This is a genomic window from Gilliamella sp. B2824 (genome assembly GCF_026536245.1).
Classification (GTDB): Bacteria; Pseudomonadota; Gammaproteobacteria; order Enterobacterales; family Orbaceae; genus Gilliamella.
Map to the genome: position 1 here is coordinate 36,522 of NZ_JAFNON010000010.1, position 24,937 is coordinate 61,458.

The window sequence follows — 24,937 nt, forward strand, 5'->3', positions numbered from 1 at the left end:
ACCGCAAAATCGATAAAGTATCAATTTTGATACAAAATACACAAAAAGCATTATTGTCAGTGACTAAATTGGTCAGTTTGTTTACTTAAACTCTTTAGGCTAATTACGCCGATGCTAAAAAATAACAATAAAATTACTTTAGTGTTACGCGCTGTACTGCTAAACTAGCTAACATTTTTATTATATTTATAGATAAATTATTTTTCAGGATAAATGTATGCGAACCAGTAAATATCTTCTTTCCACATTAAAAGAGACACCCGCAGATGCAGAGGTGATTAGCCATCAATTAATGTTACGTGCCGGCATGATTCGTAAAGTTGCCGCTGGATTATATACTTGGTTACCCACTGGTTATCGTGTGCTAAAAAAAGTTGAAAACATTGTTCGCGAAGAGATGAATAAAGCCGGTGCGATCGAAGTATTAATGCCGGTTGTTCAACCTGCCGATATTTGGCAAGAGAGTGGGCGTTGGGAACAATATGGTCCTGAATTATTACGGATAAAAGACCGTGGTAATCGTGATTTTGTTTTAGGCCCAACTCATGAAGAAGTCATCACTGATTTGTTACGTAATGAAGTTAGCTCATACAAACAATTACCACTTAATCTTTACCAAATTCAAACCAAATTTCGTGATGAAGTACGGCCTCGCTTTGGTGTAATGCGTTCACGTGAATTTATTATGAAAGATGCCTACTCGTTTCATACCTCACAAGAATCATTACAAGAAACCTATGATGATATGTATAAAGCCTATAGTGCAGTATTTACCCGTGCGGGATTAAACTTTAGAGCGGTGCGTGCCGATACAGGCTCAATTGGCGGTAACTGGTCACATGAATTCCAAGTATTAGCCGATAGTGGCGAAGATGATATTGTCTTTTCTACTGAATCTGATTACGCCGCTAATATCGAGATGGCACAAGCATTAGCACCAACGCAAAGCCGCTTAGCACCAACTAAGGTGATGGAACGCATTGATACACCAAATGCAAAAACGATTGATGAATTAGTTGCACAATTCAATTTACCAATTGAAAAAACAGTTAAAACACTCATGGTTAAGGCGACAAAAGAGAGTGGGCACCAACTTGTTGCTTTATTAGTTCGTGGTGATCACACGTTGAACGAAATCAAAGCAGAAAAAATTGATATTGTGGCATCACCACTTGAATTTGCAACTGAAGAGGAAATTCGAGCAATTGTCAATGCTGGGCCAGGTTCATTAGGCCCTGTGAATCTTAATATGCCAATCATTATTGACCGCGATGTGGCTGTGATGAGTGACTTTAGTGCCGGTGCGAATATCGACCATAAACATTACGTTAATATCAATTGGGAGCGTGATGTTGCGTTACCAAGAGTTGAAGATATCCGTAATGTGGTGGAAGGCGATATTAGCCCTGATGGTAAAGGGACATTACAGATTAAACGTGGTATCGAAGTTGGGCATATTTTCCAACTTGGTACGAAGTATTCAGAGGCAATGAAAGCAACGGTCCAAGGCGAAGATGGACAAAACCACGTAATGATTATGGGCTGTTATGGTATTGGGGTTAGCCGAATTGTTGCAGCTGCAATCGAACAATGCCATGATGATCGAGGTATTGTATGGCCAGAAGCTATAGCCCCATTTAGTGTGGCCATCATCCCAATGAACATGCATAAATCAGAAAAAGTGCAAGCAACTGCTGAAAAACTGTATTCTGATTTACAAGCTTCTGGCATTGAAGTTTTATTTGACGATCGTAAAGAGCGACCAGGTGTGATGTTTGCCGATGCAGAGTTAATTGGTATTCCACATACTATTGTTATTGGTGAACGTAATCTAGAAAATGGTGAAGTGGAATATAAACATCGCTGTGGTGGTGATAAGCAAATGATAAAAATTAACGATATTGTAGAATTTATCAAAAATCGTCAAAGTAAAGCATAAAACCATTACTGATTTAATCTTAATAATGTTAAAGAAAGCACAACACTTAATCACTCTTAATGTTTGAGTTTAAAAAAATAGGGAGATATTATTGTTGTGTTTTCTAGCATTATCCATAATTGACTATCAATATAAAGTAAAACCTCATTCACAATACCCCAATAATTTTTATCAAATTGGAATAATATTTGTCGATCAAAACAGCCGACTATAAAATAGATACAATATCTGAATAAGCTAGGTTTTAAAACCATAATCAACTTGCGTGTATTGCATAGTGATCGGGATAGCTTGAATAATACCGATCTTACCGAAGTTTGGATTAAGATACGGACTAGTCAGATTACCGACGAAAAATCATTGTAATACTTAAATCCTTTAAACAATCACCAAACCAATATTAGTTCATTGTTGACATGGCAGTGAACTAACTAGCATGACCGGTGCTATATACCGTTTAGTTTTTCAATTGGGTAAAGCTAAAGTTGTTAATCAATTAATGTAGCCTGAATTCGATCATCACTATAATGTGTACCCGAATATTATTAAGTATATAAAACAGTTGATATTGAAAATATTCGCCAAGCAGCATTTCAATAATTTTTCAGTAAATTAGTTTAAAATAACTTTCCCTAAGTAAGTAATTACACGCGTAAGTTAATCTCTTTTTAATATTCGTATTGAATTAAAATTGACAGTGATATTGCGTTTTTTTTCAGCTAAAATAAGACAATTTAATTGTTAATTTAAGTGGTCTAAATAATGTTAAAAAAAGCAATCGCATTGGCACTCACTACCTCATTATTGTTGCAAAACTCACCGTTAGTTTTTGCTGATAACATTAACCTACCTGATATGGGAACCGCTGCTGCATCAACCTTAAGCATCGGTCAAGAGATGGAAATGGGGGATTATTATATGCGTTTGCTACGAGCCGATGCCCCTATCATCAATGATCCCGTACTCAATCAATATATTAATGATTTAGGTAAAAAACTCGTGTCAAAAGCGGAATCAGTCCAAACACCTTTTCATTTTTATATTATGCGCAGTGATGTCTTAAATGCGTTTGCCTTTTTTGGCGGTAATGTGGTGATTCATTCTAAACTGATTTTAGACACTGATAATGAAAGTCAATTAGCTTCAGTTATGGCGCACGAAATCGGCCATGTGACTCAACGTCACTTAGCCAGAGCAATGGAAAACCAAAACCGTAATAGTCCTTATGTTTGGGGTGCAGCATTAGGCTCATTACTACTTACGCTGGCGAATCCTGATGCTGGAATGGCCGCGATGACAAGTACGATGGCAGGTTCTGCACAAAACACAATTAGTTTTACACAAGCTAATGAACAAGAAGCCGATCGCGTGGGGCTTAGAACATTGGCTAAGGCAGGATTTGATCCTTATGCTTCATCCGAATTTTTACAAAAATTAGCTGATCAAACACGTTTTAGCAGTAAACCACCTGAGATTTTACTCACTCACCCACTACCAAATAGCCGTTTATCTGATATCCGTAGCCGTTCTATGCAATATAGTAAAAAAGAGCTACCTCCCTCTCTAAACTACTATTTAGCAAAAGCGCGTTTGGCTATTTTAATAACTAATAATCAAAATACCGGTAAATTATTAATTGAAGATTATAAAAAGCTGAATAATGAACAAAGTAAGATTGCTTTAGTCTATGCTAATGCTCTGTTTGATTATCGCAATAACAATTACCAAAAAGCCAAACAGCAACTTCAACCATTACTAGATAATGATCCAAATAATCTGTGGTACATCGATTTAATGACAGATATTGATCTGGACATGAATAATAATGCAGCAGCGATTAATCGGTTACAAACTGCTTTAAAAAAATCCCCAGATAGTTCAGCATTACAATTAAACTTGGCTAACGCATACGTTAAAAATCGTAACTACCAACAAGCGGTGAGCTTATTACACCGTTATACCTTTGATCATAGTGATGATACAAATGGTTGGGATCTACTAATTACAGCTTATGGTGGATTAAACTCAAGGGCAAAAGAAATGAGTGCAAGAGCTGAACTTGTTGCATTAGAGGGGCAATTTCAACAATCTATTCAATTACTGCAAAATGCCAAAAAACAAACTAATGGCGATCAAACAATGATATCGAAGATTGATGCCAGAATAAATCAGTTACAACAACTTCAAAAACGTTACGCCCCTTATAGTAAAAATAGATAAGTTTACTAATTAGGCTCAATATTTCTCGACTAACGTTATAAAAGGCATTAGTCGAGAAATAAAAATGGGGTAAATTGCTGGTTATTTATCAGCTAAATGATCAACATTATTATAATAGTTAACCGTAAATTTACCTTCAGATTGACCATCTTGTTGCTGATAATTTACTACACTGACACTGGTATTTAACATTCGTGGAAAATAGTCTTCATCCCGATGTAAACGCCAATCACCACCATTTAATACACAAAGTAATAAACGTAACACGGTGCCATGCGAAACAACTAAAATATTACCTTTATCTTCACTGGCATTTTGAGTAATGGTATGCAGTGCACGTTTCATTCGTACCAGTGTATCAAGATAATTTTCACCGTGATTAACAGAAGCATCAAAGTTAGCTGGATCGGTTAGATAAGTATTAAATTCAGGCACTTCTTTTTTCAAATAAGGGACAGATTTTCCTTCCCAAAGACCAAAATCCATCTCACATAAATCGGCTAATTCAAAGGTTGGAATTTTATTATCATTTTCGTGAACGATATAATCACGTGTTTCTTTAGCGCGTAGCTGTGGGCTTGAATAAGCTTGCATAAAAGGAATATGCTTTAAATATTGGCCTGTAATCTTCGCGCCCAAAATACCTTGTTCAGTTAACGGTGAATTTTGCGATCCTTGCATCTGATCTTTAATATTCCACTCGGTTTGGCCATGTCTAATTAAGTATAAATTAAGATCTTTCATTCGTCCTCACTACTTTTTTTCAATTTAAGATTCGGTTTGATGATGCTTTTCTGTTCTAAGATAACTTAAGCATGCTTGTAATTTATCATCCATTGTTGCGCTTAACTGCATATCTTGTAACGTTTTAGGATGAATAAAGGTCACATTGGCTGCATGCAAAAATAATCGATTAAGTTTAGTATTGGCTAATAACCTATCAAATTGGCTATCACCATAACGATCATCAAATGCAATAGGATGATTGGCATATTGAGTATGTACACGAATCTGATGTGTACGGCCTGTAACAGGACTGGCTTTAATCAACGTTGCAAACTTAAATCTCTCTTCAACTTTAAAACGTGTCTCTGAAGGTTTACCTTCTTTATCGACTTTAACCACTCGTTCGCCACTTTTCAAAACATTTTTAAGTAACGGTGCCTGTATAACTTTGCATTCAGAAGGCCAATCACCTTTTACTAATGCTAAATAGTTCTTTTTCATCTGTTTTAGACGCAGTTGTTCATGCAGTGCTTTTAATGCTGAACGTTTTTTAGCAATGAGTAACACACCTGAAGTTTCGCGATCGATTCGATGAACCAATTCCAGGAATTTTGCTTCAGGCCTTAATGCTCGAAGTCCTTCGATGACCCCAAAACTTAAACCACTACCGCCATGAACAGCAATACCCGAGGGTTTATTAATAGCCATTATCACATCATCTTCATAAATAATGGCTTTTTCTAAATCGGCAACTTTATTTAATTTAGTTGAGATTTCAGGTGAGGTTTTTTCTGCTACGCGAATAGGCGGTATACGAATTTCATCCCCAATATTGAGCTTATACTCGGGTTTAATGCGTTTTTTATTAACGCGTACTTCACCTTTCCTCAGTATGCGATAAATCATACTTTTGGGCACACCTTTCAAGTGTGTGATAAGAAAGTTATCAATTCGCTGCGTCGCATTTTCTTCAGTGATGATAACAAATGAGACCTGTAATTTTGTTTGTGGAACGTTTGAATCCATAAGAAATGATTAATCCGCCATCAATAAATAAAAGTCGTTTACATTATTCGAAAATAAACTACACTACCACTAATTAAAAATAAAGACAGATTATTTTCGATATAATTAAAGATAGCTAATTATAGCCGAATATGGAGGAATAAAACAGTATGTTATCGTTACTTAATCAATACTCTCGCGCAAGATTTGCTTGGTTTTTACTCTTCCTCTCAACCCTTATTTTCGAGTTAACTGCACTTTATTTTCAACACAGCTTAGGACTAGCGCCTTGCACACTGTGTATTTATCAACGTTGCGCCATTTTTGGCATCATGTTAGCCAGTATTATTGGCTTAATTGCACCGAGTAATTTTATTTTTAGAATAATGGGGATCGCCATTTGGTTAATTAGTGCATATAAAGGCTTTAACTTAGCAACATTTCACGCCCATTTACAATTCGAACCAAACTTTAGTGACACTTGCGCTATTAATGTTCAGTTTCCATCATGGCTACCTTTAAACGAGTGGATACCGGGCCTGTTTAATGCTTACGGCTCGTGTGCAGATAAAATTTGGTCTTTTTTAACCATTGAAATGTCACAATGGATGATCATTATTTTTGCTTGCTATTTTATAGTTGGATTATTCGTGTTTATTGCCCAATTTTTTGCAGTAAACAAAAATACCTTATGGAAAAATTAGGTGTGCTATAAAACTGGCACTTTTTGTTGAGTTTGTTAGAATGTGTGGCAATTTTATCTTATAAATTGTCATACATAAATGCTTTTGGAATATCATCCCCCTATTGACCCTTGGCTCTCTATCTTATACCAAGATGATCATATTGTTGTTGTCAATAAACAACCCGGTATTTTATCGGTGTCGGGCAACAAACCTCAATTTATCGATAGTATTATTCATCGTTTACAGCAAAAATTTAGCTACGTCGAGTCCGTTCATCGATTAGATATGGCAACCAGTGGCATTATGGTTGCCGCTTTATCTAAACTCGCCGATCGAGAAATAAAAAAGCAATTTCGAGAACGAATCCCCAAAAAAAATTATATTGCCGTAGTTTATGGGCATATTAAAGAGGATAGCGGTCAAGTTGAATTACCGTTGATTTGTGATTGGCCAAACCGTCCACGACAAATGGTCGATTTAGAAAATGGCAAGCCGGCACTGACGTTATATCAAGTCATTTCAAGAAACCCTGATAACACTACTCGAGTTAGCTTATCGCCTTTTACGGGTCGATCACACCAATTACGCGTGCATATGCAAGCACTGGGACATCCTATTTTAGGCGATAAATTTTATGCACATCCTGAAGCCTTTTCTCGGTCTAAAAGATTGTTACTCCATGCGCAATCGTTAACAATTCTCCACCCCAAGACAGGTGAAAGTATGACCTTTAACTGCGATCCCGATTTTTAACGAAACTTATAAATCGAACAACGGTTAACGATAGTTATCAACATAATTTTATGGTAAGGAATTAAAGATGCAAAAAATTGTTTTAGCAACCAATAATCAAGGCAAAGTCAACGAATTGCAAACGCTTTTAGCCGATGCTGGCTTTAATATTGTGGCACAAAAAGAATTTAATGTTCCCGATGTCGATGAAACAGGTTTAACTTTTATCGAAAATGCCATTTTAAAAGCAAGGCATACCGCAAAATTAACAAGACTACCTGCTATTGCTGATGATTCAGGTTTAGTGGTTGATGCCCTTAATGGTGCGCCAGGCATTTATTCCGCGCGTTATGCGGGTTACCATGGTAACGATAAATTAAATAATCAAAAATTACTTTCACAACTACACAATGTCCCAACAGAAAAGCGCACTGCCTATTTTTATTGTGCCTTGGTTTTTATGCGCCATGATAACGATCCAACACCGATTATTTGTTTAGGCAAATGGCATGGATTAATCCTAAATCAAGAGCAAGGAGAAGGCGGCTTTGGCTATGATCCACTGTTTTATATACCAGAATTAGATTGCACAGCTGCCCAACTTAGCAAAGAACATAAAAGCCAGATTTCACACCGTGGTCAAGCGTTAAAACAGTTAATTACTAAAATAAAATCCGAATATTAATAGCAATATCATCGATATATGAAATTGCATCTTATTGAGTAAACGGTATATACTTAAGTTAATTAGCATATTGGAGTTAACATTGTGATTCTGATGATCGTTAGTGGCCGTTCAGGTTCTGGAAAATCGATTGCACTACGTGCACTAGAAGATATGGGTTTTTATTGTGTGGATAACATCCCTGTTGTGCTATTGCCACAATTAGCCGACTCATTAAAAAACAATAATACCCCCGTTGCTGTTAGCATCGATATTCGCAATTTACCGCCAAATTTTGATTTTAACCGCGACATTTTGCAACAACTGCCAAACTCTGTCACACCCGAGATTATCTTCTTTGACTGTAGCCGCAATACCCTAATTCGTCGTTATAGCGAAACCAGACGAATCCATCCCTTGACCAATCAAAAATACTCGCTTGAAGAAGCAATCGATCTTGAAGAAAAATATTTAGAATCATTAAAATCCAATGCAAGTTTAGTCATTAATACTGATAATCTTTCAGTACATCAACTATCAGACATTTTACGAACACGTATTTTAGGTAAAAAAGAACGTGAATTAACCATGATCTTTGAATCCTTTGGTTTTAAACATGGTTTGCCAGTCGATGCCGATTTTGTTTTTGATGTCCGTTTTTTACCTAATCCCCATTGGGATATTGCACTACGTCCCCTAACTGGATTAGATGAGCCAGTAAAAAAATATCTATTTCAGCATGATGAAGTGACTAATTTTATCTATCAAACCGCCAGTTATTTACAGCAATGGTTACCGATGTTAGAAAAAAACAATCGTAGTTATTTAACCATTGCTATTGGTTGTACCGGAGGCCAACATCGCTCCGTTTTTATTGCTGAACAGCTGGCTGAATTTTTCAAAGCACAAAATAAGCAAGTACAAATCCGGCACCGAACCTTAGAAAAAAAATAATTATTCGTTTTCGGTATGATAAAAATGCCAAACTTGATCGCAGCGCTGTTTATATCTGTCCATAATCTCTTTTAACGTTGCTTTTGGCTTTATTGGTTCAGGTTGTGGTGTAACAAGCTCACTGACTTTGATTAATGTTATATCTGAAGGCAATTGCGCTAATTTATTTTTTAACACATTGAGTGTCTGTGGATGAGGATGACCAATGGCAATGGCAACCCCTTTTTTACGAGCAACTTGAATAGCTAATTCAAATTGCTGGCTAATAGCATGTTCATTTTGCTGATCATCTAAAAATACATCACGCACAACTACAGGTATATTATAGGCGCTCGCTGCTGTTTTAACAGCTGTTTTGCCAATCGTTTTACTATCTAAAAAAAACATAGAGTGTGGGCTAAGTGCTTTCATAACATATTGCATACCATTAAGATTGGATGTCATTAAACTACCCATATGATTATTAACACCAATAGCATGAGGTACACGCTCAATAGCATTATTCACAATGCGATTAATCTCAGTTTCGCTCATAGTGGGGAACAATGTATCTTTTTCTAGTGGCTGCTTACCCATTGGTGCCATGGGTAAGTGTATAATCACATCATTCCCCTGTTCATGAGCCATATTAGCGATACGTTTTGCATTAGGTGAATGGGGTAAAACAGCAACTGTTATATCGGTTGATAATTTTATAATTTGCTCTTCATTATGTTGCCGATAACCAAAATCATCAATAACCAGAGCTAATTGTGCCGCAAAAACTAGACTTGGATTAAAAAATAACAGACTAATAAGTATGTGAATGATTAAACGATACATTATTTTAACCAACCTTTAGGATCTAACGCCTTACCATCTCGGCGAATCTCAAAATAGAGTCCTGAACTATTTTGCCCTCCACTTGAACCAACTAAAGCAATGGCCTGTCCAGTGGAGATTTTATCGCCTACATCGACTAAAACACGTTGGTTATAACCATATAAACTCATATCGCCTTTACCATGCTCAAGTGCAACCACAAAACCATAACCTTGCAACCAACTGGCCAGTATCACTCGACCATCAGCGATTGCCTTAACTTGGGTACCATCCTTCGCATTAATTACCATACCTTTCCAATACAGTTCACCTTGCAATGACTCACCAAATCGATGTACGACTGGCCCTGTGACCGGCCAATTAAATTGGTGTTGTGGTTTGCCTATACCACTGACACGTGCCATTAATGCCCGTTCATCAGAATTTAAAGTGTAGTTGGTGTTTTTTTGTTTCTGCTCAATATGTTTTGCCTGTCTTGCTTCTTCTTCGGCTAATCGTCGACTCTCTTTTTCGGCTTGAGCAATTTTTGCTTGTAACTTGGTTTCATTTTCACGCAGTTCAGCCAATCTTTGTTGATTGACCTGCATGGATGATTCGAGCGAAGTAATGGTTTTTTGTCGATCTTGACGGTTTTTTTCAAGACCAACTTGTTCTTGTTTCTGTTTGGTTTGTAATGCTTGCTGTGAAATTTGTTTATTTTGTAACGTTAATTTTTTTTCATTTAACTGTAATTGCGTTTCACGAAGTGCATTAATCAGTTGTTGTCTAGCTTGATTAATATAACCATAATAATTAATCAGCCGTTCATTACGCTCACTTTGTTCACTGGCAAAAATCAGCGATAATCCTGTTGTTTTTCCTAATTTAAATGCGCTTTCAAGTTGTTTAGATAATGCATTTCGCTGTTGTTGTTGCTTAATATTTAATTGTTCAATTTGTTTAATTAACCGATTAATTTCACTATCGATTTTTTTTAAAGTTAAATCGTTTTTCTCAATTGAAGTCAATAATTTTGCAATTTCTGTTTCTTGCTGTTTAAGATCGTTAACTAATTGGTTTCGCTCTTTTTTTTGCTCAGCTAAACGATTTTCTTGTTCTTGAATTGAACGACGCAAAGTCTGTAACTGCTGATTATCATCAGCAGCATACAAAACATTAACTTGTGTAAGTCCAATAAAAATAAACGTTAGAAAATATCGATAAATAGCCATGGCATTATGATAAGTATTGATAACCAAGCAAAAGGGATAAAACACTATACCTAGAAATGCATAAAGATGCAAAACCAAAACTATTTAGATAAGCATTGAGAGTAATTGCAACAGATAGTAATTAGGCATTTCACAAGCTCCAATAAAAAGTATAAAATACAACACTATTTAAATTATCGAACAATCAATTCAACCATAAAGATAACATCATGCAAAAGTTTAATGTCAAAACCTTTCAAGGGTTAATACTAACGTTACAAGATTACTGGGCTAATCAAGGTTGTACGGTGATTCAGCCATTGGATATGGAAGTTGGGGCCGGTACTTCACACCCGATGACGTGTTTACGCGCTCTTGGACCTGAACCCATTAATGCTGCTTACGTTCAACCCTCTCGCCGTCCAACTGATGGGCGCTATGGTGAAAACCCTAATAGGTTACAACACTACTATCAATTTCAAGTTATCTTAAAACCCTCTCCAGACAACATTCAAGAGCTCTATCTGGGTTCATTAAAAGAGTTAGGGCTCGATCCAACCGTTAATGATATTCGTTTTGTAGAAGACAACTGGGAAAACCCTACATTAGGTGCTTGGGGGCTTGGCTGGGAAGTATGGTTAAATGGGATGGAAGTGACTCAATTTACCTATTTCCAACAAGTGGGTGGTCTTGAGTGTAAACCCGTCACTGGTGAAATCACTTATGGTTTAGAACGCCTTGCGATGTATATTCAAGGTGTCGATAGTGTGTATGATTTGGTTTGGAGTGATGGCGCATTTGGTAAAACCACTTATGGTGATGTGTTCCATCAAAATGAAGTTGAGCAATCAACGTATAATTTTGAATATGCCAATATTGATTTTCTATTTTATTGCTTTGAACAACATGAAAAAGAAGCAAAAATGTTACTCGAATTAGAAAAACCGCTGCCACTACCTGCTTACGAACGTATTTTAAAAGCTGCACACTGTTTTAATTTACTTGATGCGCGTAAAGCTATTTCAGTAACTGAACGCCAACGTTATATATTGCGCATTCGAACATTAACCAAAATGGTTGCTGAAGCATATTATGCATCACGTGAAGCGCTTGGTTTTCCAATGTGCCAACATTCACCGTCAAATCAAAGTGCATCAAAGTAGGATTTTAATATTATGCAAAAAACATTTTTAGTGGAAATTGGTACCGAAGAGCTACCACCTAAATCACTCCGCACTTTAGCTGAAAGTTTTGCGGCAAATTTTATTGAGCAACTGGACAATGCCAAGTTAGAACATGGCGAAGTACTTTGGTATGCTTCACCGCGACGCTTAGCATTAAAAGTTCTAAATTTAAATGATACTCAACCCGATAGCCAAATTGTTAAACGAGGACCGGCTGTTAGTGCAGCATTTGATGCTAATGGTAAACCAACTAAAGCAGCTGAAGGCTGGGCTCGTGGTTGTGGTATTACTGTTGACCAAGCAGAGCGTATTCAAACAGATAAAGGTGAATGGTTATCTTATACCCAAAACCAAAAAGGCCAACCTGTTGTTAACCTATTGTGTGATATGGTTAAAGGTGCGTTAAGCAAATTACCTATTCCAAAACCAATGCGCTGGGCAGCTCGACAAGTTGAATTTATTCGTCCGAGTCATACGGTAACGATGTTATATGGTGATGAATTAGTACCGGGCACAATTTTAGACATTGAGTCAAACCGCATCATTCGTGGGCATCGTTTTATGGGTGAACAGGAATTCACCATTGATAATGCCGACCAATATCCAGAAATGTTGGAGCAACGTGGTAAAGTTATTGCCGATTATGACAAACGAAAATCAATTATTAAACAGCAAGCAGAGCAAGCCGCAGCAAAATTAAATGGTAAAGCTGATTTAACCGAAAGCTTGTTAGAAGAAGTCTCGTCATTGGTTGAATGGCCTGTTGTTTTAACGGCTAAATTTGAAGAAAGATTTTTAGATGTACCAGCCGAATCACTGGTTTATACGATGAAAGGCGATCAAAAATATTTTCCTGTTTATGATAAACAAGGAAAATTATTACCGAATTTTATTTTTGTTGCCAATATCGAATCAAAAGATCCGCAAGTGGTCATTTCAGGTAATGAAAAAGTAGTACGCCCACGCTTAGCCGATGCTGAATTTTTTTACAAAACAGATTTAAAACAGCGCTTGGAAGATCGTCTACCTCGTTTAGAAACGGTGTTATTCCAACAACAGCTTGGAACAGTCAAAGACAAATCATTACGAATTGAGTCACTAGCTGGTTTTATAGCCGACAAAATTGGGGCTAATGTCGAACAAGCTAAACGTGCAGGTAAACTTACTAAATGCGATTTAGTCACCAATACTGTTTTTGAATTTCCCGAAACACAAGGAATAATGGGACGTTATTTAGCGCTAAAAGATGGTGAAAGCATTGAAGTTGCCACCGCGATTGAAGAGCAATACAAACCACGTTTTGCTGGGGATGAGTTGCCAAGCACAAATGTATCAAGTGCGGTATCAATTGCCGAAAAAATGGATACGTTAGCCGGTATTTTTGGTATAGGGCAACACCCTAAAGGTGATAAAGACCCTTTTGCTTTACGCCGCGCTGCAATTGGTATTTTGCGTATTATTGTTGAGAATAACTTACCGCTCGATCTTGTCGAATTATCAAATTTTGCTGTTTCATTATATGGTGACAAACTCAACAATAAACAGGTTGTGGAAGATATTGTCAGCTTTATGCAAGGTCGATTCCGAGCCTGGTATCAAGAGCAAGGTTTTACCATTGATACCATACAAGCAGTACTCGCACTTAATCCAACCAAGCCTGCTGATTTTGATGCGCGCATTAAAGCCGTGACACATTTTAGAACACTGCCAGAAGCCTCTTCGCTTGCTGAAGCTAACAAGCGGGTATCAAATATCCTCTCTAAAACAGAATTAATGATACCTGATGCGGTGAATGCCTCACTACTTGAAGCAGGCGCAGAAGGTGAACTTGCTATGCAAGTTGCAGTATTAACCGATAAATTAGCCCCTTATTTTACTCAAGGTCGTTATCAACAAGCTTTAGTAGAATTGTCTGCACTTAAAGCACCTGTTGATGCATTTTTTGCCTCAACCATGGTCATGGCAGATGATGAAAAAATTAAACTTAATCGGTTAGCATTGCTGAAAAAATTGCAAAATTTATTTTTAAAAGTTGCGGATATTTCATTACTACAATCGTAATTTGTAATTTATTTATCACTATAGTGGTAACCAATTAGGTTACCACCTTATTAGTAGGAACGAGACATGCAAATCGAAGTATCTTTTTCTCAAGTATTTAATCAAACAACTAATTTTGTCAAAAACCGTTTTTTACAACTCGTTATTATCAGTTTTATCGTCAGTTTAATTACAACATGTATCAGTAGTTATTTAATTGATCCACAAATGTTTAAACAATTATCGAGCACGACTATGACAGTCGATCAATTATTAATGTATGTATTAAAACCTGCGTTAATTAGTTTGGTCATCACTTTCATCATGCAAGCGATACTACTTGCTGTTGTTTATAACTATTCAATCCACGATAAATTCGATTTTAATCTTATCTTATCTCGAATGTTACCAAATGCGCTCAATATCATAAGTTTTTACCTAACTTATTTATTTATCATTCTGTTTGCTATGATATTTTTAACATTGATATTTATGATGTTGCAATTTATTTTACCCGCTAAAATGGTAACGTTTTTGTTTGGTGTATTAATCATTGCCGCAATATTGCTGATAGTAACAATTTCTTATTATTTTCAAGGTTCAATTATTGCACCTTCAACAAAAACGTTTATTCAACATTTTGTAGAAAGTCATAAATATGCCATTTCTTATTGGCGTTTAACCGTTCCAATGGTTTTAATTTATTGCACGGTATCAATTCTCTTTTCTATTGTCGATAGTGCACTTAATAACCTTGTAATAAATATCATCAGCTCAACTTTGCAAATACTCACAAGTATTTTTTGTATTTGTTTCTTCTATCGTCTAACTATTCTGTCAAAGAATGAGCAACTATCACATAACACACCTGAGCAAAATAATAATTTAACTATCTAACATTATTTACGCTTATTCTTAATCACTCTATTAACAAATGTGAATAGAGTGATTAAAATTAGACAATCATTTCTATTATCTAATTCTTTTGGAAAACACGATGACGCCCGCAATTGACCAACTAAAAAAATTGAGAATTCCATTCAAAATTCATCAATATGATCATGATCCTAATCAGACCCATTATGGTCAAGAAGCAGCAAATAAACTCGATCCAAGTTTACACATTACATCCAACCAAATATTTAAAACTTTAGTCGTAACTTTAAATGGCAATGATAAAACATTAGCAGTTTGTGTTGTACCTGTTGATTACCATTTGGATCTAAAAAAAGCGGCAAAAGCATTAAATTGTAAAAAAATAGAGTTGGCCGATGCCCATTTAGCGCAAAAAATCACGGGGTATTTGGTAGGAGGAATCAGTCCATTGGGACAAAAAAAACAGCTCACCACACTTATTGATCTTAGTGCTAATGATCTTAGCTCAATGTTGATATCTGGCGGTAAAAGAGGTCTCGAAATCGAAATTAAACCACAAGATCTTGTTAACGCATTACCTGCACAATTGGTTGATATTAAAGCCTAATTTGCTGATCATATCATGTTGGGTTAGTTTAATATTTATATGGTGATTTAAAACTTAAAATAGAATGATGGGAAAATACAAAGACCTTAAGGGATTACCTTAAGGTCTAAAATACCCTGTCAAAAGTAAATATCGACAGAAAAAAATTATTTAATTGCTTCTTTCAAGCTTTTACCTGATACGAACGCTGGTACTTTGCCTGCAGCAATTTTGATTTCTTTACCTGTTTTAGGGTTACGGCCGATACGAGCATTTCGATGATTAACTTTGAATGTACCAAAACCAACTAATTGCACTGGATCTCCAGCTTTTAATGATTCAGTAATAGCTGCTAAAGTTGCTTCTAATGCAGTTTTAGCTGCAACCTTAGTAATATCCGCTTTGCTAGCAATTGCATCTACAAGTTCTGTTTTATTCATGGAGATATCCTTACATAATTATTTTATTGTTAAAGTTAACATTATAAGCAATGTCAATAACCGACTTTGCCCCTGTAAACAATGTTTAGATTACATTGATGTTAAATGTAGTCTATATTCATCCAATGTTAAAGAAAAATTTAGTAAAAAATAAAAAAATAGGGCATTCAGCGGCTTAATCGCTCAAAAAAACACCAATATTGCTTATTTGAGCCGCCCTAATATCGTCTTTTAAACCCTTTATTAGATCAATCTTGTCATGAGATTCTTCGCGCAATAATCGAAATATTTCCCATTGCAAATCAAATTCTTCAATCACACCCGGTAAATTTAACTGTTCATCTTTGGAAAGATAGGTATCTAATTTTGTCATTTCGAATTCAGCTACCGTGGTTGCCGATATACTACTAACTTTTGCTGTATGTTCGGCAATATCATCCGTTAGATGAGCATGTATAAGCTCACTTAAGGCCTGACAAGCATCAATCGCAGGATAGATCATATAAGCGCTATCTTCGTTCACAGTGGGAATAATCGCCTCTAATTTTTCTAATTGTAAATCAAAATTAATTTTAACTTTCTCAACTAATAATGACTCCCACATTAAATCAAGAATGTTTTTATAGCTTTTAGCATCATCTTCATTATGCTGTTGCTTGGTATAATAGACATAATTTGGGTACATTCGTTCACATAAGCAAACCATAAATAAATATTGTTGCCATGGTGCTAATTTTTCAACTCTTAACTGAACTGGATTTTTAATCATAATGAAACCTTTTAGACCGCTCGTGTACAGCCTCAATTAAATATTGTACATGTTCTACGGGAATATCTTGGTGAATACCATGCCCTAAATTAAAAATATGACCATTATGGCATCCAAATTCATTAAGCACAGCTTCAACATTTGATTCTATTGTTAACTTTCCGGCATACAACACAGATGGATCTAAATTGCCTTGTACCGCAATGCGTCCTTTTTGGGCAATATGGCTCAAATTCACAGTCCAATCAACACCAATTGCATCACATCCTGTATTCACAATACTATCTAACCATAACCCACCACCTTTGGTGAAAAGTGTGACTGGCACATAGGACGAAATAGCTTGAGTTTTATGACCTCGTTTTAATTTTGATAAAATTAACTGCATATAATGCAGTGAAAACGTTTGATAACATTGATGGCTTAAAACGCCACCCCAAGTATCAAATATCATGAGCGATTGAGCGCCCGCTTCGATTTGGGCATTTAAATATAACGCGATGCTTTCGGCAAGCTTTTCAAGAAGTAAATGTAAAACTTTCGGTTTGCTATACAGCATTTTTTTTATTTTAGTAAACGTTTTACTACTTCCCCCTTCAATCATATAAGTTGCTAATGTCCATGGGCTACCCGAAAATCCAATCAACGGAACTTTACCATTAAGTTCTTTTTTGGTTAGGCTTATTGCATCCATCACATATCTTAATGAATCATTTGGATCGGGAATAGGTAACTGCTCAATATCAGACAAGCTCGATATTGTTTGACGAAATTTTGGTCCTTCACCCGGCTCGAAATACAGACCTAATCCCATTGCATCAGGTATGGTCAATATATCAGAAAAAATAATAGCCGCATCAAGATCAAAACGCGTTAAGGGTTGTAAAGTCGCTTCACATGCCAGTTCTGGTGTTTGGCACATAGTCATAAAATTACCCGCCTTTGCGCGCAACTGTCTATACTCAGGTAAATAACGCCCAGCCTGACGCATCATCCAAACAGGGGTATAATCAACAGGTAGACATTGTAATGCGCGTAAATAACGATCATTTTTTAATTGGCTCATGATATCCGCTCTTTAAGTAACTATTATATTATGTCAAGCAATGCAACGTTAACATCACGTATCAGTAAAAAATCATAGCGTTTATTTGTGTTCTTGAGGTTGTGATAATGTGAGCTTAGCATAACGAATTAAAGTTTCAGAAATATTTTGCATTACACTACTTTCTGGCGCAAAACGATGCCAATAGAGCATACGTCTTTGATACAAGCCTTCGGTTAAGTTAACTAATTCACCATTTTTTAACTCTTGTTCAACTTGTAACATAGGAATCATACAACAGGCTGAACCTTGTTTAGCAAGTTGTACAAACGCTTCTGATGAACTGGTAATATGACAAATTACACTACCCGGTGTTAAGTTAAAATTTTCCTGTAAAAAAGCTTGATGCATATCATCTAAATGGTCAAAAGCAACAGCTGGTGCTTTGAGTAAAGATGATCGTGTCACACCATTTGGAAAGTATTTTTTGGCAAAATCAGGCGAAGCGACAAAAATGTAGTCGAGAGCACCCAGTAAATCAGATAAACAACCAGGTAAAGGATTAGCTTGAATGCTAATAGCAGCAACGACCGTACCTAAACGCAACAGCTCTAAAGTATGCTCTTCATCTTTAATTTGTATATCAAATCGAAGAATATTTTTATCTAAAACTGGTTTTAAAGCCGGTAACACCCATGTAGCCAAAGAATCTGCATTAATCGCAATAGACAATGACAAAGGCGTGGTATTTTGTTCATTATCGCCTAACCATTGTTGTTCTAATAATTCGACCTGATGCAATAATCCTAACAGATGCTCCCCTTGTTTAGTTGCCTTTGGGGGGATTGTTCTCACTAATAGTTGTTGACCAAAAAAGCTTTCTAACTGTTTAATACGTTGTGACACCGCAGGTTGTGTGATACACAATTTATCTGCCGCTCTCTCAAATCCTCGCTCTTTTATTACTGCATCTAAGGCTTGTAATGCTCTATAATCTGGACGCTTCATAATCTCTTTATTAATAAATTGCTCATTGCTTGAATAATCGAGCTATTTTAATTGGCAAAGTTTTAAATAGATCTAAAACTTAAAATATTTTCTAAAAAATACTAATGATTTTTGCTTTCCAATTGGTTACTATGCCATATCTTCAATCATTTTGCTTTTAAAATTTTATTTTTTCGAGAAAATTATATTCTAAATACGGTGATACCATGACACAGGATGAATTAAAAAAAGCCGTCGGCTTTGCAGCGTTAAAATTTGTCAAACCCGATTCATTAGTTGGTGTAGGCACAGGGTCAACTGCATCATATTTTATTGATGCCTTAGCAACAATAAAGGATCAGATTAGAGGAACGGTTTCTAGTTCCGAAGCATCAACCCAAAAATTAAAAGATTATGGGATTCCCGTATTGGATTGTAATGAAGTTGATAGTTTAGATGTATATGTAGATGGTGCCGACGAAATTAATCATCTGTTGCAGATGATAAAAGGTGGAGGAGCCGCGTTAACGCGTGAAAAAATTGTCTCAGCATTATCCAAACAATTTGTGTGTATTGTTGATGAATCAAAAGTTGTCGATGTGCTTGGCAAATTTCCATTACCGGTAGAAGTGATCCCTATGGCGCGTTCTTATGTTGCACGTGAACTATTTAAACTCGGCGGTAAACCAATTTATCGTCAAGGTGTAATCACTGATAATGGCAATGTTATCTTAGATGTTCATGATCTTATCATTGCAAAACCAATGGAATTAGAAAATCGAATTAATAATATTGCTGGCGTTGTAACAGTAGGTCTATTTGCCAACAAAGGGGCTAATGTAGCACTGGTTGGAACCCGTTCAGGTGTAAAAGAAATTACACCGAGCTATTAGTTATCGCTTAGCTAATACGTTAATTTAAAAAATAAAAATATAACAATAAGCAGCAATAGATATGCTTAAATAAAGAGAGGAAAAAAATGGTTGTTCAGGCGTTAAGCAAAGATGATAATAAATTTTTATTACTCGAAGGTGTCCATCAAAGTGCAATTGATACATTAAAATCTGCAGGCTTTACCAACATTGAATATCATAAAGGTGCCCTATCGCCATCGGAGCTTCAACAAGCAATAAAAGATGCGCGATTTATTGGAATCCGATCAAGAACGCATTTAACCAAAGACATCATAGATGCAGCACCAAAACTTGCCGGAATTGGTTGTTTTTGTATTGGTACCAATCAAGTCGATCTAGATACAGCTGCCGTTAAAGGTATTCCGGTATTTAATGCACCATTTTCTAATACTCGATCGGTTGCTGAGCTGGTATTAGCCGAGGCAATTTTATTACTTCGTCGTGTACCCGAAGCCAATGCTAAAGCACATCAAGGAAAGTGGAATAAGATTGCAACTGGTTCTCATGAAGCTCGTGGTAAAAATTTAGGCATCATTGGTTATGGTCATATTGGCAGTCAATTAAGCGTTTTAGCGGAATCTTTAGGGATGAACGTCTATTTTTACGATATTGAAACCAAATTACCATTAGGTAATGCCAAACAAATTTCAACCATGAAGGAGTTGTTGCAATTAAGTGACATTGTTAGCTTACATGTCCCCGAAAATTCAACAACAATTAATATGATTAGTCAAAATGAAATTGATATGATGAAGTCCGACGCCATTCTTATCAATGCCTCTCGTGGTAAAGTTATCGATCTTGATGCATTAACTCAAGCACTACAAAGTCATAAATTAAGTGGCGCGGCTATCGATGTGTTTCCTACTGAACCGGCCACCAATAGCGATCCATTTGAATCACCTTTGTGCAAATTTGATAATGTCATCATAACGCCTCATATTGGTGGTTCAACCACTGAAGCTCAAGAAAACATTGGTATTGAAGTGGCAACAAAACTGGCTAAATACTCCGACACAGGTGCTACCTTGTCCGCTGTAAATTTTCCTGAAGCATCATTACCGATTCCGGCAAAAGGATCTAGCCGTTTTATCAACATACACAATAACCAACCCGGCGTATTGACAGCAATTAATACATTATTTGCAGAACAAGGATTGAATATCTCGGCTCAGTATTTACAGACCGATCCCAAAATTGGTTATGTTGTTATTGATATTGAAAGAGTAGAACAAAATAAAGCTGAGGAATTATTAGTTAAACTCAAAAGTGTACCGGGCACAATTAGAGCAAGATTACTCTTTTAAATAACTAAATAGACTCATAACGTGCTTAGAATAAAATATAGTCTATTTATAGTATAAAGGGGATTGATGAATTCTAAATCCCCTTAATCAATGAAATTAGCCTGATCTAAAATCACGATAACATGATTCTTTTTTGGCTAAACTCAGTAGCTTGTAAAGCTGTGTGAAAACAGCGCTTACCATTAAAGTTTTTAATGACTACTAATAAGTAATACAATTTTAAAAAAGTTATCTTAATAAAATAACGTTCTTTTTTGGATTGTGGTTGTATAGCAAATTAGTTATCCATTACTTTTACTTTGATAACGTTAATGTTGCGCTCAACGAATGCATCATAGTATTTATCATCTAAGTTATCATCAGTGATAATAGTATCAACAGCACTTAAATCACATACAACATTGGGGCTACGTCGCCCAAACTTTGAAGAATCTGCTAACAAAATTAATTTAGCAGCAGCTTTACTCATGGCAACACTGCCATGATAACTTTCATTAAATGTGGTTACACCTCCAACTAAATCTACACCATCAGCCCCCATAAAAAGTTTATCAAAAGTGTAACATTCAAAGGCTGCAATTGCTGAGGCATTATTATTATGAAATGATGCCGATTTTCGCCGGAAAGTGCCCCCCGTTAATATTATGGTTTGGTCGTTATCATTAGCAACTAATTCATTAACCATATGTAAACTATTGGTCATAATAGTAAGATTATTGAATCGGGCAAGCATTGGAATCATCTGGGCAACGGTACTACCTGCATCAAAAATAATCGAATCGCCCTCATGAATCAATTTTGCCGCTTCTTTAGCTATCGCTTTTTTTTGCGCAGTATTGATATAAGTTTTATGATCAATCGCCCTATCACCAATTTCCCTATTTAACATAGCCCCACCATAAGTACGCAGGACTAAACCACTTTCATTTAGTTGTGTAAGGTCTTTGCGAATAGTGGTACCTGTTGTTTTAAAATGGGCGACCAATTCATCAACACTGACTTGCCCGTGATTTTGTAGATATTCTAAAATAGCTGTTTGCCGTTGCTTTACTTTCATACCCAGTTACCACCACTTATCATTGTTAACCAACAAAATAAATTTATTTTAAAAAATATTATACTTCATTATGAAAGAAAATACTTTTCAAAATAAAAGTTATTTATTTGTTGTTAATGCAATAGTAAGCGCGCTTTGTGAGGCAAGATCATAGGGAAAAATGTTTTCTGGAATAATATTCGATACCAACATCCCATGTAACTGTGGAATGGGTTTAGGTAAAGCAAACACGGTAATACCTTTCATGCGGACTGAATCAATCACGACCTGATTTTTGTCTAACGATACCGCAATTAAAACCCTTGGTTTAAAACGTTTGGTTTTACTTCGACCAACGCCTAAATACGCCCCTTTTTTTAAAGCTAAAAAAGCTTGATTAAAACGGCGAATTTGCAACCAACTAAATACAATTTGAATACACCAAGCAATTAAAGCAACAATAATAAAAGTGGTTGTCATATTCATATGCGCTTTTCCAGTATTGATTGAGTTAAACAGAGTGCGAAAGCATTAAACTTGCTTTCGCACTTTATTTTAACTAGAACATCACTTGACCGCCAGTAATGTTAATTGATTGCCCAGTACAATAAGAGGCTTTGTCACTTGCATAAAATAGCAGTACATTGAGCACATCTTGATAATCACAACCCCGTTTAAGTGGCACTTTATCAATATATACTTGCTCAACTTCACTCTCTGGAATGCCTAATTTTTTAGCATATTGTGGAATTAGCGATTGAAACATGGGTGATTTAAGCAAATTACCTAACATTAATGAGTTAACAGTAATGCCATGATCAGCAAGATCCAGGGCCAAAGATTGAGTTAAGCCAACACCACCAAATTTAGCCGCACTATATCCTGAATTATGTTTGCTTCCAACTTTACCTGATTTAGAATTAATTTGAATAATTCGCCCCGCTGTTTTATGTTCAATCATTACTTTGGCAAATTCACGCGCACATAAAAAATAACCAGTAAGATTAACATTTACTGACAATTGAAAATCATTTAATGCAAAATTGGTAATTGGTGCCGCTCTGGCAATACCTGCACTGTAAACCATCAAATCAAGACGTTTAAAACAACTATTAACATCTTGAGCTAATTGGATAACACTTTCTTCGTTGGTCGCATCGACACCAAAACCTTTAGCCGTACCTGAACCATGTTTTTGATTAATTGCTTGAGCTACTTTATTAGCATTATCTATATTTAAATCAGCGACAACAACTTGATAACCAGCATCAGCAATACCATGACATAAAAATTCACCGAGTGTTTGCCCACCACCTATAATGACCGCGACTTGTTTCATTTTTATATTCCTTCATTACTTAAAATTTTAATTTCATCATTTACATTAAGTTGAATTGGCAGTTTACCTTGTACATGCACTGTACCTGGCAATTCCGCTTGCTGATTACCATCAAACCTTAGTGTGATATGACCTAATTCACGAAAATTAACGCTAGCAACATCACCAACAGAGGTGATTTGATAAATATGATTACCTAATTGTAATGATTGACCCACGGCGAGTTCCTGTTTTAAATCATCATGATTATGAATAAAACAGTAATCAGCTAAATCTGCTGGTGCGCCTTGTTTGAATAATATCAGCATCCCATCAGCTAAAGTAGCTTGCGCAAAGTCACCAATTTGATTAATAGTTGAATGATAAATAACCTTTGACATTATTAACCTTCTTTCTTCTTTAATGTGCGTTTATTCATTTCAAACTAGACAAAAGATCACAGCTTAAATATCTAGTTTTTCCCACAAATTATTGATAGATAAATAACGATACCGCCCAAGCAATAAGCACGGTTGGGGCGCCTGTTAAAAATCGACTAACCAAAACAGACGGTACGCCAACTCTAACCGTGTCTTGTTTAGCTTCGGCAAGTGATAAACCGACAGGAATAAAATCACATGCAGCTTGTGCATTAATTGCAAAAAGCGCAGGCAAAGCTAAATGCGGCGGAATATTGCCTAGCCCTATTTGTACACCAACTAAGGTACCAATGACTTGTGCAATAACGGCTCCAGGACCTAAAAATGGCGAAAGCAATGGGAAAGAACAAATTAAAGCTAAAATGACTAACCCAATGGGGTTATTGGCTAAAGGAACCAAACCATGAGCAATAAAATCACCTAATCCTGATGCAATAATGATACCGATTAAAGCTGATACAAAAGCCATAAAAGGTAAAATCGTTTTAAGGACAGTGTCGATAGTATCGCGACCAGCTTGGAAAAAAACGGCCACTCCCGATCCCATTCCTATGCCGATTTTGGCCAGTAAACCATCACTCTGTTCAGTAATTTTTTTACTACTGTCATAGTGTTTAAACTCAGAATCTTTATTAGCTTTAGCTTGCTGCGTTTGCGTGACAGAACTCTCTTTAACTGTCTGTGAGTCCTTATCGATTAATTTAATGTTATTAGGTTTTACCGCAGAAACATAAATATCTTCAACAATATATTGAGCCAAGGGACCGGATTTACCTGTAGCATGAATATTAATCGTAGGTACACGATTTTTTGGGTAAATACCACAACGTAACGTACCACCACAATCAATTACTGCAACACCGATTTCCTCTTTTGCTGGCTCACCTTCTTTAAAACCATCAATCGCTTCCCAACCCGTTAGTTGAACTAAAGTATCAACGATTGCCGGTCTTGTTCCTGCTGCAATGTAGACAATCTTTTTTCCTTCGATTACAGGTAATTCCAAAGGACCACCCCAACCTGCTTCGCCTTTTTCTATTCGAATAAATTTAGCCAT

At 36.1% G+C, this 24,937-nt stretch carries 25 protein-coding genes; 12 read left to right on the top strand and 13 right to left on the bottom strand.

Going from position 1 to position 24,937, the window contains the following annotated elements:
• Positions 1-217: 217 nt before the first annotated feature.
• Together proS and J3U56_RS09745 are read left to right on the top strand one after the other, a co-directional pair.
• Complete coding sequence (proS, locus tag J3U56_RS09740; RefSeq protein WP_267367509.1) at positions 218-1,939, top strand: proline--tRNA ligase; 1,722 nt, start codon at positions 218-220, stop codon at positions 1,937-1,939.
• Positions 1,940-2,701: 762 nt separating this feature from the next.
• Positions 2,702-4,159: a M48 family metalloprotease gene (locus J3U56_RS09745; RefSeq protein ID WP_065798965.1), complete on the top strand. Its 1,458-nt coding sequence runs from the start codon at positions 2,702-2,704 to the stop codon at positions 4,157-4,159.
• An 81-nt stretch (positions 4,160-4,240) separates the two neighbouring features.
• On the opposite strand, the gene J3U56_RS09750 is transcribed toward J3U56_RS09745, so the two are convergent.
• Entirely contained in the window at positions 4,241-4,903 is a 663-nt protein-coding gene (locus J3U56_RS09750; protein ID WP_267334298.1) for a histidine phosphatase family protein, read from the bottom strand.
• Between the two features lie 24 nt (positions 4,904-4,927).
• Entirely contained in the window at positions 4,928-5,911 is a 984-nt protein-coding gene (gene rluC, locus J3U56_RS09755; protein ID WP_267334297.1) for a 23S rRNA pseudouridine(955/2504/2580) synthase RluC, read from the bottom strand.
• 149 nt (positions 5,912-6,060) lie between these two features.
• Between rluC and dsbB the strand changes: the two genes are divergently transcribed.
• The 4 genes from dsbB (at position 6,061) to rapZ (ending at position 8,926) form a co-directional block, all read left to right on the top strand.
• On the top strand, positions 6,061-6,594 hold the full coding sequence (gene dsbB, locus J3U56_RS09760; RefSeq protein ID WP_267349067.1) for a disulfide bond formation protein DsbB: 534 nt from the start codon (positions 6,061-6,063) through the stop codon (positions 6,592-6,594).
• Between the two features lie 78 nt (positions 6,595-6,672).
• On the top strand, positions 6,673-7,329 hold the full coding sequence (gene rluA, locus J3U56_RS09765) for a bifunctional tRNA pseudouridine(32) synthase/23S rRNA pseudouridine(746) synthase RluA (protein ID WP_267334295.1): 657 nt from the start codon (positions 6,673-6,675) through the stop codon (positions 7,327-7,329).
• A gap of 67 nt (positions 7,330-7,396) precedes the next feature.
• Entirely contained in the window at positions 7,397-7,993 is a 597-nt protein-coding gene (locus J3U56_RS09770; RefSeq protein WP_267367511.1) for an XTP/dITP diphosphatase, read from the top strand.
• Positions 7,994-8,077: 84 nt separating this feature from the next.
• Positions 8,078-8,926 (top strand): RNase adapter RapZ, encoded by an 849-nt coding sequence (gene rapZ / locus J3U56_RS09775; RefSeq protein ID WP_065634009.1) that lies wholly within the window; start codon positions 8,078-8,080, stop codon positions 8,924-8,926.
• Here rapZ and J3U56_RS09780 read toward each other — a convergent pair whose 3' ends face one another.
• A complete protein-coding gene (locus J3U56_RS09780) occupies positions 8,927-9,748 on the bottom strand; it encodes a divergent polysaccharide deacetylase family protein (protein ID WP_267344685.1) in 822 nt (273 codons plus the stop codon). It lies immediately after the preceding gene.
• On the bottom strand, positions 9,748-10,959 hold the full coding sequence (gene envC, locus J3U56_RS09785) for a murein hydrolase activator EnvC (RefSeq protein WP_267367513.1): 1,212 nt from the start codon (positions 10,957-10,959) through the stop codon (positions 9,748-9,750). Before envC ends, J3U56_RS09780 begins: the two co-directional genes overlap by 1 nt.
• Positions 10,960-11,168: 209 nt before the next feature.
• Between envC and glyQ the strand changes: the two genes are divergently transcribed.
• The 4 genes from glyQ (at position 11,169) to ybaK (ending at position 15,645) form a co-directional block, all read left to right on the top strand.
• On the top strand, positions 11,169-12,101 hold the full coding sequence (glyQ, locus tag J3U56_RS09790; RefSeq protein WP_267334291.1) for a glycine--tRNA ligase subunit alpha: 933 nt from the start codon (positions 11,169-11,171) through the stop codon (positions 12,099-12,101).
• Positions 12,102-12,110: 9 nt separating this feature from the next.
• Positions 12,111-14,183 carry a glycine--tRNA ligase subunit beta gene (gene glyS / locus J3U56_RS09795; RefSeq protein WP_416380346.1) on the top strand — a complete coding sequence of 691 codons (2,073 nt, stop codon included), beginning with the start codon at positions 12,111-12,113 and terminating at the stop codon, positions 14,181-14,183.
• 66 nt (positions 14,184-14,249) lie between these two features.
• Complete coding sequence (locus tag J3U56_RS09800) at positions 14,250-15,059, top strand: hypothetical protein (RefSeq protein WP_267334289.1); 810 nt, start codon at positions 14,250-14,252, stop codon at positions 15,057-15,059.
• A gap of 100 nt (positions 15,060-15,159) precedes the next feature.
• Complete coding sequence (gene ybaK, locus J3U56_RS09805) at positions 15,160-15,645, top strand: Cys-tRNA(Pro) deacylase (protein ID WP_267334288.1); 486 nt, start codon at positions 15,160-15,162, stop codon at positions 15,643-15,645.
• A 146-nt stretch (positions 15,646-15,791) separates the two neighbouring features.
• Here the strand turns inward: ybaK and J3U56_RS09810 are convergent, their stop codons facing one another.
• From J3U56_RS09810 to J3U56_RS09825, 4 genes are all read right to left on the bottom strand, one after another.
• Entirely contained in the window at positions 15,792-16,064 is a 273-nt protein-coding gene (locus tag J3U56_RS09810) for an HU family DNA-binding protein (protein WP_065634002.1), read from the bottom strand.
• A 175-nt stretch (positions 16,065-16,239) separates the two neighbouring features.
• Complete coding sequence (locus J3U56_RS09815; RefSeq protein ID WP_267367518.1) at positions 16,240-16,833, bottom strand: YjaG family protein; 594 nt, start codon at positions 16,831-16,833, stop codon at positions 16,240-16,242.
• The gene (gene hemE, locus J3U56_RS09820; protein WP_267334286.1) at positions 16,826-17,899 is read right to left on the bottom strand and encodes a uroporphyrinogen decarboxylase; all 1,074 of its coding nucleotides are present in this window, start codon (positions 17,897-17,899) and stop codon (positions 16,826-16,828) included. Before hemE ends, J3U56_RS09815 begins: the two co-directional genes overlap by 8 nt.
• A gap of 81 nt (positions 17,900-17,980) precedes the next feature.
• Positions 17,981-18,886, bottom strand: coding sequence for a LysR family transcriptional regulator ArgP (locus J3U56_RS09825; protein ID WP_267334285.1), 906 nt, complete (start codon positions 18,884-18,886; stop codon positions 17,981-17,983).
• 206 nt (positions 18,887-19,092) lie between these two features.
• Here J3U56_RS09825 and rpiA point away from each other — a divergent pair, with 206 nt between their 5' ends.
• Together rpiA and serA are read left to right on the top strand one after the other, a co-directional pair.
• Positions 19,093-19,758, top strand: a complete 666-nt coding sequence (rpiA, locus tag J3U56_RS09830) for a ribose-5-phosphate isomerase RpiA (RefSeq protein WP_267334284.1) — start codon at positions 19,093-19,095, stop codon at positions 19,756-19,758.
• Between the two features lie 86 nt (positions 19,759-19,844).
• Positions 19,845-21,086: a phosphoglycerate dehydrogenase gene (gene serA, locus J3U56_RS09835; protein ID WP_267334283.1), complete on the top strand. Its 1,242-nt coding sequence runs from the start codon at positions 19,845-19,847 to the stop codon at positions 21,084-21,086.
• A gap of 277 nt (positions 21,087-21,363) precedes the next feature.
• Here the strand turns inward: serA and srlR are convergent, their stop codons facing one another.
• From srlR to J3U56_RS09860, 5 genes are all read right to left on the bottom strand, one after another.
• Entirely contained in the window at positions 21,364-22,143 is a 780-nt protein-coding gene (srlR, locus tag J3U56_RS09840) for a glucitol operon DNA-binding transcriptional repressor SrlR (protein WP_267334282.1), read from the bottom strand.
• 99 nt (positions 22,144-22,242) lie between these two features.
• Positions 22,243-22,608: a transcriptional regulator GutM gene (locus J3U56_RS09845; protein ID WP_267334281.1), complete on the bottom strand. Its 366-nt coding sequence runs from the start codon at positions 22,606-22,608 to the stop codon at positions 22,243-22,245.
• 73 nt (positions 22,609-22,681) lie between these two features.
• Entirely contained in the window at positions 22,682-23,461 is a 780-nt protein-coding gene (gene srlD, locus J3U56_RS09850) for a sorbitol-6-phosphate dehydrogenase (protein WP_267334280.1), read from the bottom strand.
• 2 nt (positions 23,462-23,463) lie between these two features.
• Positions 23,464-23,841 carry a PTS glucitol/sorbitol transporter subunit IIA gene (gene srlB, locus J3U56_RS09855; protein WP_267334279.1) on the bottom strand — a complete coding sequence of 126 codons (378 nt, stop codon included), beginning with the start codon at positions 23,839-23,841 and terminating at the stop codon, positions 23,464-23,466.
• A gap of 88 nt (positions 23,842-23,929) precedes the next feature.
• On the bottom strand, positions 23,930-24,937 hold the full coding sequence (locus J3U56_RS09860) for a PTS glucitol/sorbitol transporter subunit IIB (RefSeq protein ID WP_267334278.1): 1,008 nt from the start codon (positions 24,935-24,937) through the stop codon (positions 23,930-23,932).

Excerpts from the sequence above, each read along its gene's own strand:
- proS (WP_267367509.1), top strand. The coding sequence starts at position 218 with ATGCGAACCAGTAAATATCTTCTTTCCACATTAAAAGAGACACCCGCA.
- J3U56_RS09745 (WP_065798965.1), top strand. The coding sequence starts at position 2,702 with ATGTTAAAAAAAGCAATCGCATTGGCACTCACTACCTCATTATTGTTG.
- J3U56_RS09750 (WP_267334298.1), bottom strand. The coding sequence starts at position 4,903 with ATGAAAGATCTTAATTTATACTTAATTAGACATGGCCAAACCGAGTGG.
- rluC (WP_267334297.1), bottom strand. The coding sequence starts at position 5,911 with ATGGATTCAAACGTTCCACAAACAAAATTACAGGTCTCATTTGTTATC.
- dsbB (WP_267349067.1), top strand. The coding sequence starts at position 6,061 with ATGTTATCGTTACTTAATCAATACTCTCGCGCAAGATTTGCTTGGTTT.
- rluA (WP_267334295.1), top strand. The coding sequence starts at position 6,673 with ATGCTTTTGGAATATCATCCCCCTATTGACCCTTGGCTCTCTATCTTA.
- J3U56_RS09770 (WP_267367511.1), top strand. The coding sequence starts at position 7,397 with ATGCAAAAAATTGTTTTAGCAACCAATAATCAAGGCAAAGTCAACGAA.
- J3U56_RS09780 (WP_267344685.1), bottom strand. The coding sequence starts at position 9,748 with ATGTATCGTTTAATCATTCACATACTTATTAGTCTGTTATTTTTTAAT.
- envC (WP_267367513.1), bottom strand. The coding sequence starts at position 10,959 with ATGGCTATTTATCGATATTTTCTAACGTTTATTTTTATTGGACTTACA.
- glyQ (WP_267334291.1), top strand. The coding sequence starts at position 11,169 with ATGCAAAAGTTTAATGTCAAAACCTTTCAAGGGTTAATACTAACGTTA.
- J3U56_RS09800 (WP_267334289.1), top strand. The coding sequence starts at position 14,250 with ATGCAAATCGAAGTATCTTTTTCTCAAGTATTTAATCAAACAACTAAT.
- ybaK (WP_267334288.1), top strand. The coding sequence starts at position 15,160 with ATGACGCCCGCAATTGACCAACTAAAAAAATTGAGAATTCCATTCAAA.
- J3U56_RS09810 (WP_065634002.1), bottom strand. The coding sequence starts at position 16,064 with ATGAATAAAACAGAACTTGTAGATGCAATTGCTAGCAAAGCGGATATT.
- J3U56_RS09815 (WP_267367518.1), bottom strand. The coding sequence starts at position 16,833 with ATGATTAAAAATCCAGTTCAGTTAAGAGTTGAAAAATTAGCACCATGG.
- hemE (WP_267334286.1), bottom strand. The coding sequence starts at position 17,899 with ATGAGCCAATTAAAAAATGATCGTTATTTACGCGCATTACAATGTCTA.
- J3U56_RS09825 (WP_267334285.1), bottom strand. The coding sequence starts at position 18,886 with ATGAAGCGTCCAGATTATAGAGCATTACAAGCCTTAGATGCAGTAATA.
- rpiA (WP_267334284.1), top strand. The coding sequence starts at position 19,093 with ATGACACAGGATGAATTAAAAAAAGCCGTCGGCTTTGCAGCGTTAAAA.
- serA (WP_267334283.1), top strand. The coding sequence starts at position 19,845 with ATGGTTGTTCAGGCGTTAAGCAAAGATGATAATAAATTTTTATTACTC.
- srlR (WP_267334282.1), bottom strand. The coding sequence starts at position 22,143 with ATGAAAGTAAAGCAACGGCAAACAGCTATTTTAGAATATCTACAAAAT.
- J3U56_RS09845 (WP_267334281.1), bottom strand. The coding sequence starts at position 22,608 with ATGAATATGACAACCACTTTTATTATTGTTGCTTTAATTGCTTGGTGT.
- srlD (WP_267334280.1), bottom strand. The coding sequence starts at position 23,461 with ATGAAACAAGTCGCGGTCATTATAGGTGGTGGGCAAACACTCGGTGAA.
- srlB (WP_267334279.1), bottom strand. The coding sequence starts at position 23,841 with ATGTCAAAGGTTATTTATCATTCAACTATTAATCAAATTGGTGACTTT.
- J3U56_RS09860 (WP_267334278.1), bottom strand. The coding sequence starts at position 24,937 with ATGGCTAAATTTATTCGAATAGAAAAAGGCGAAGCAGGTTGGGGTGGT.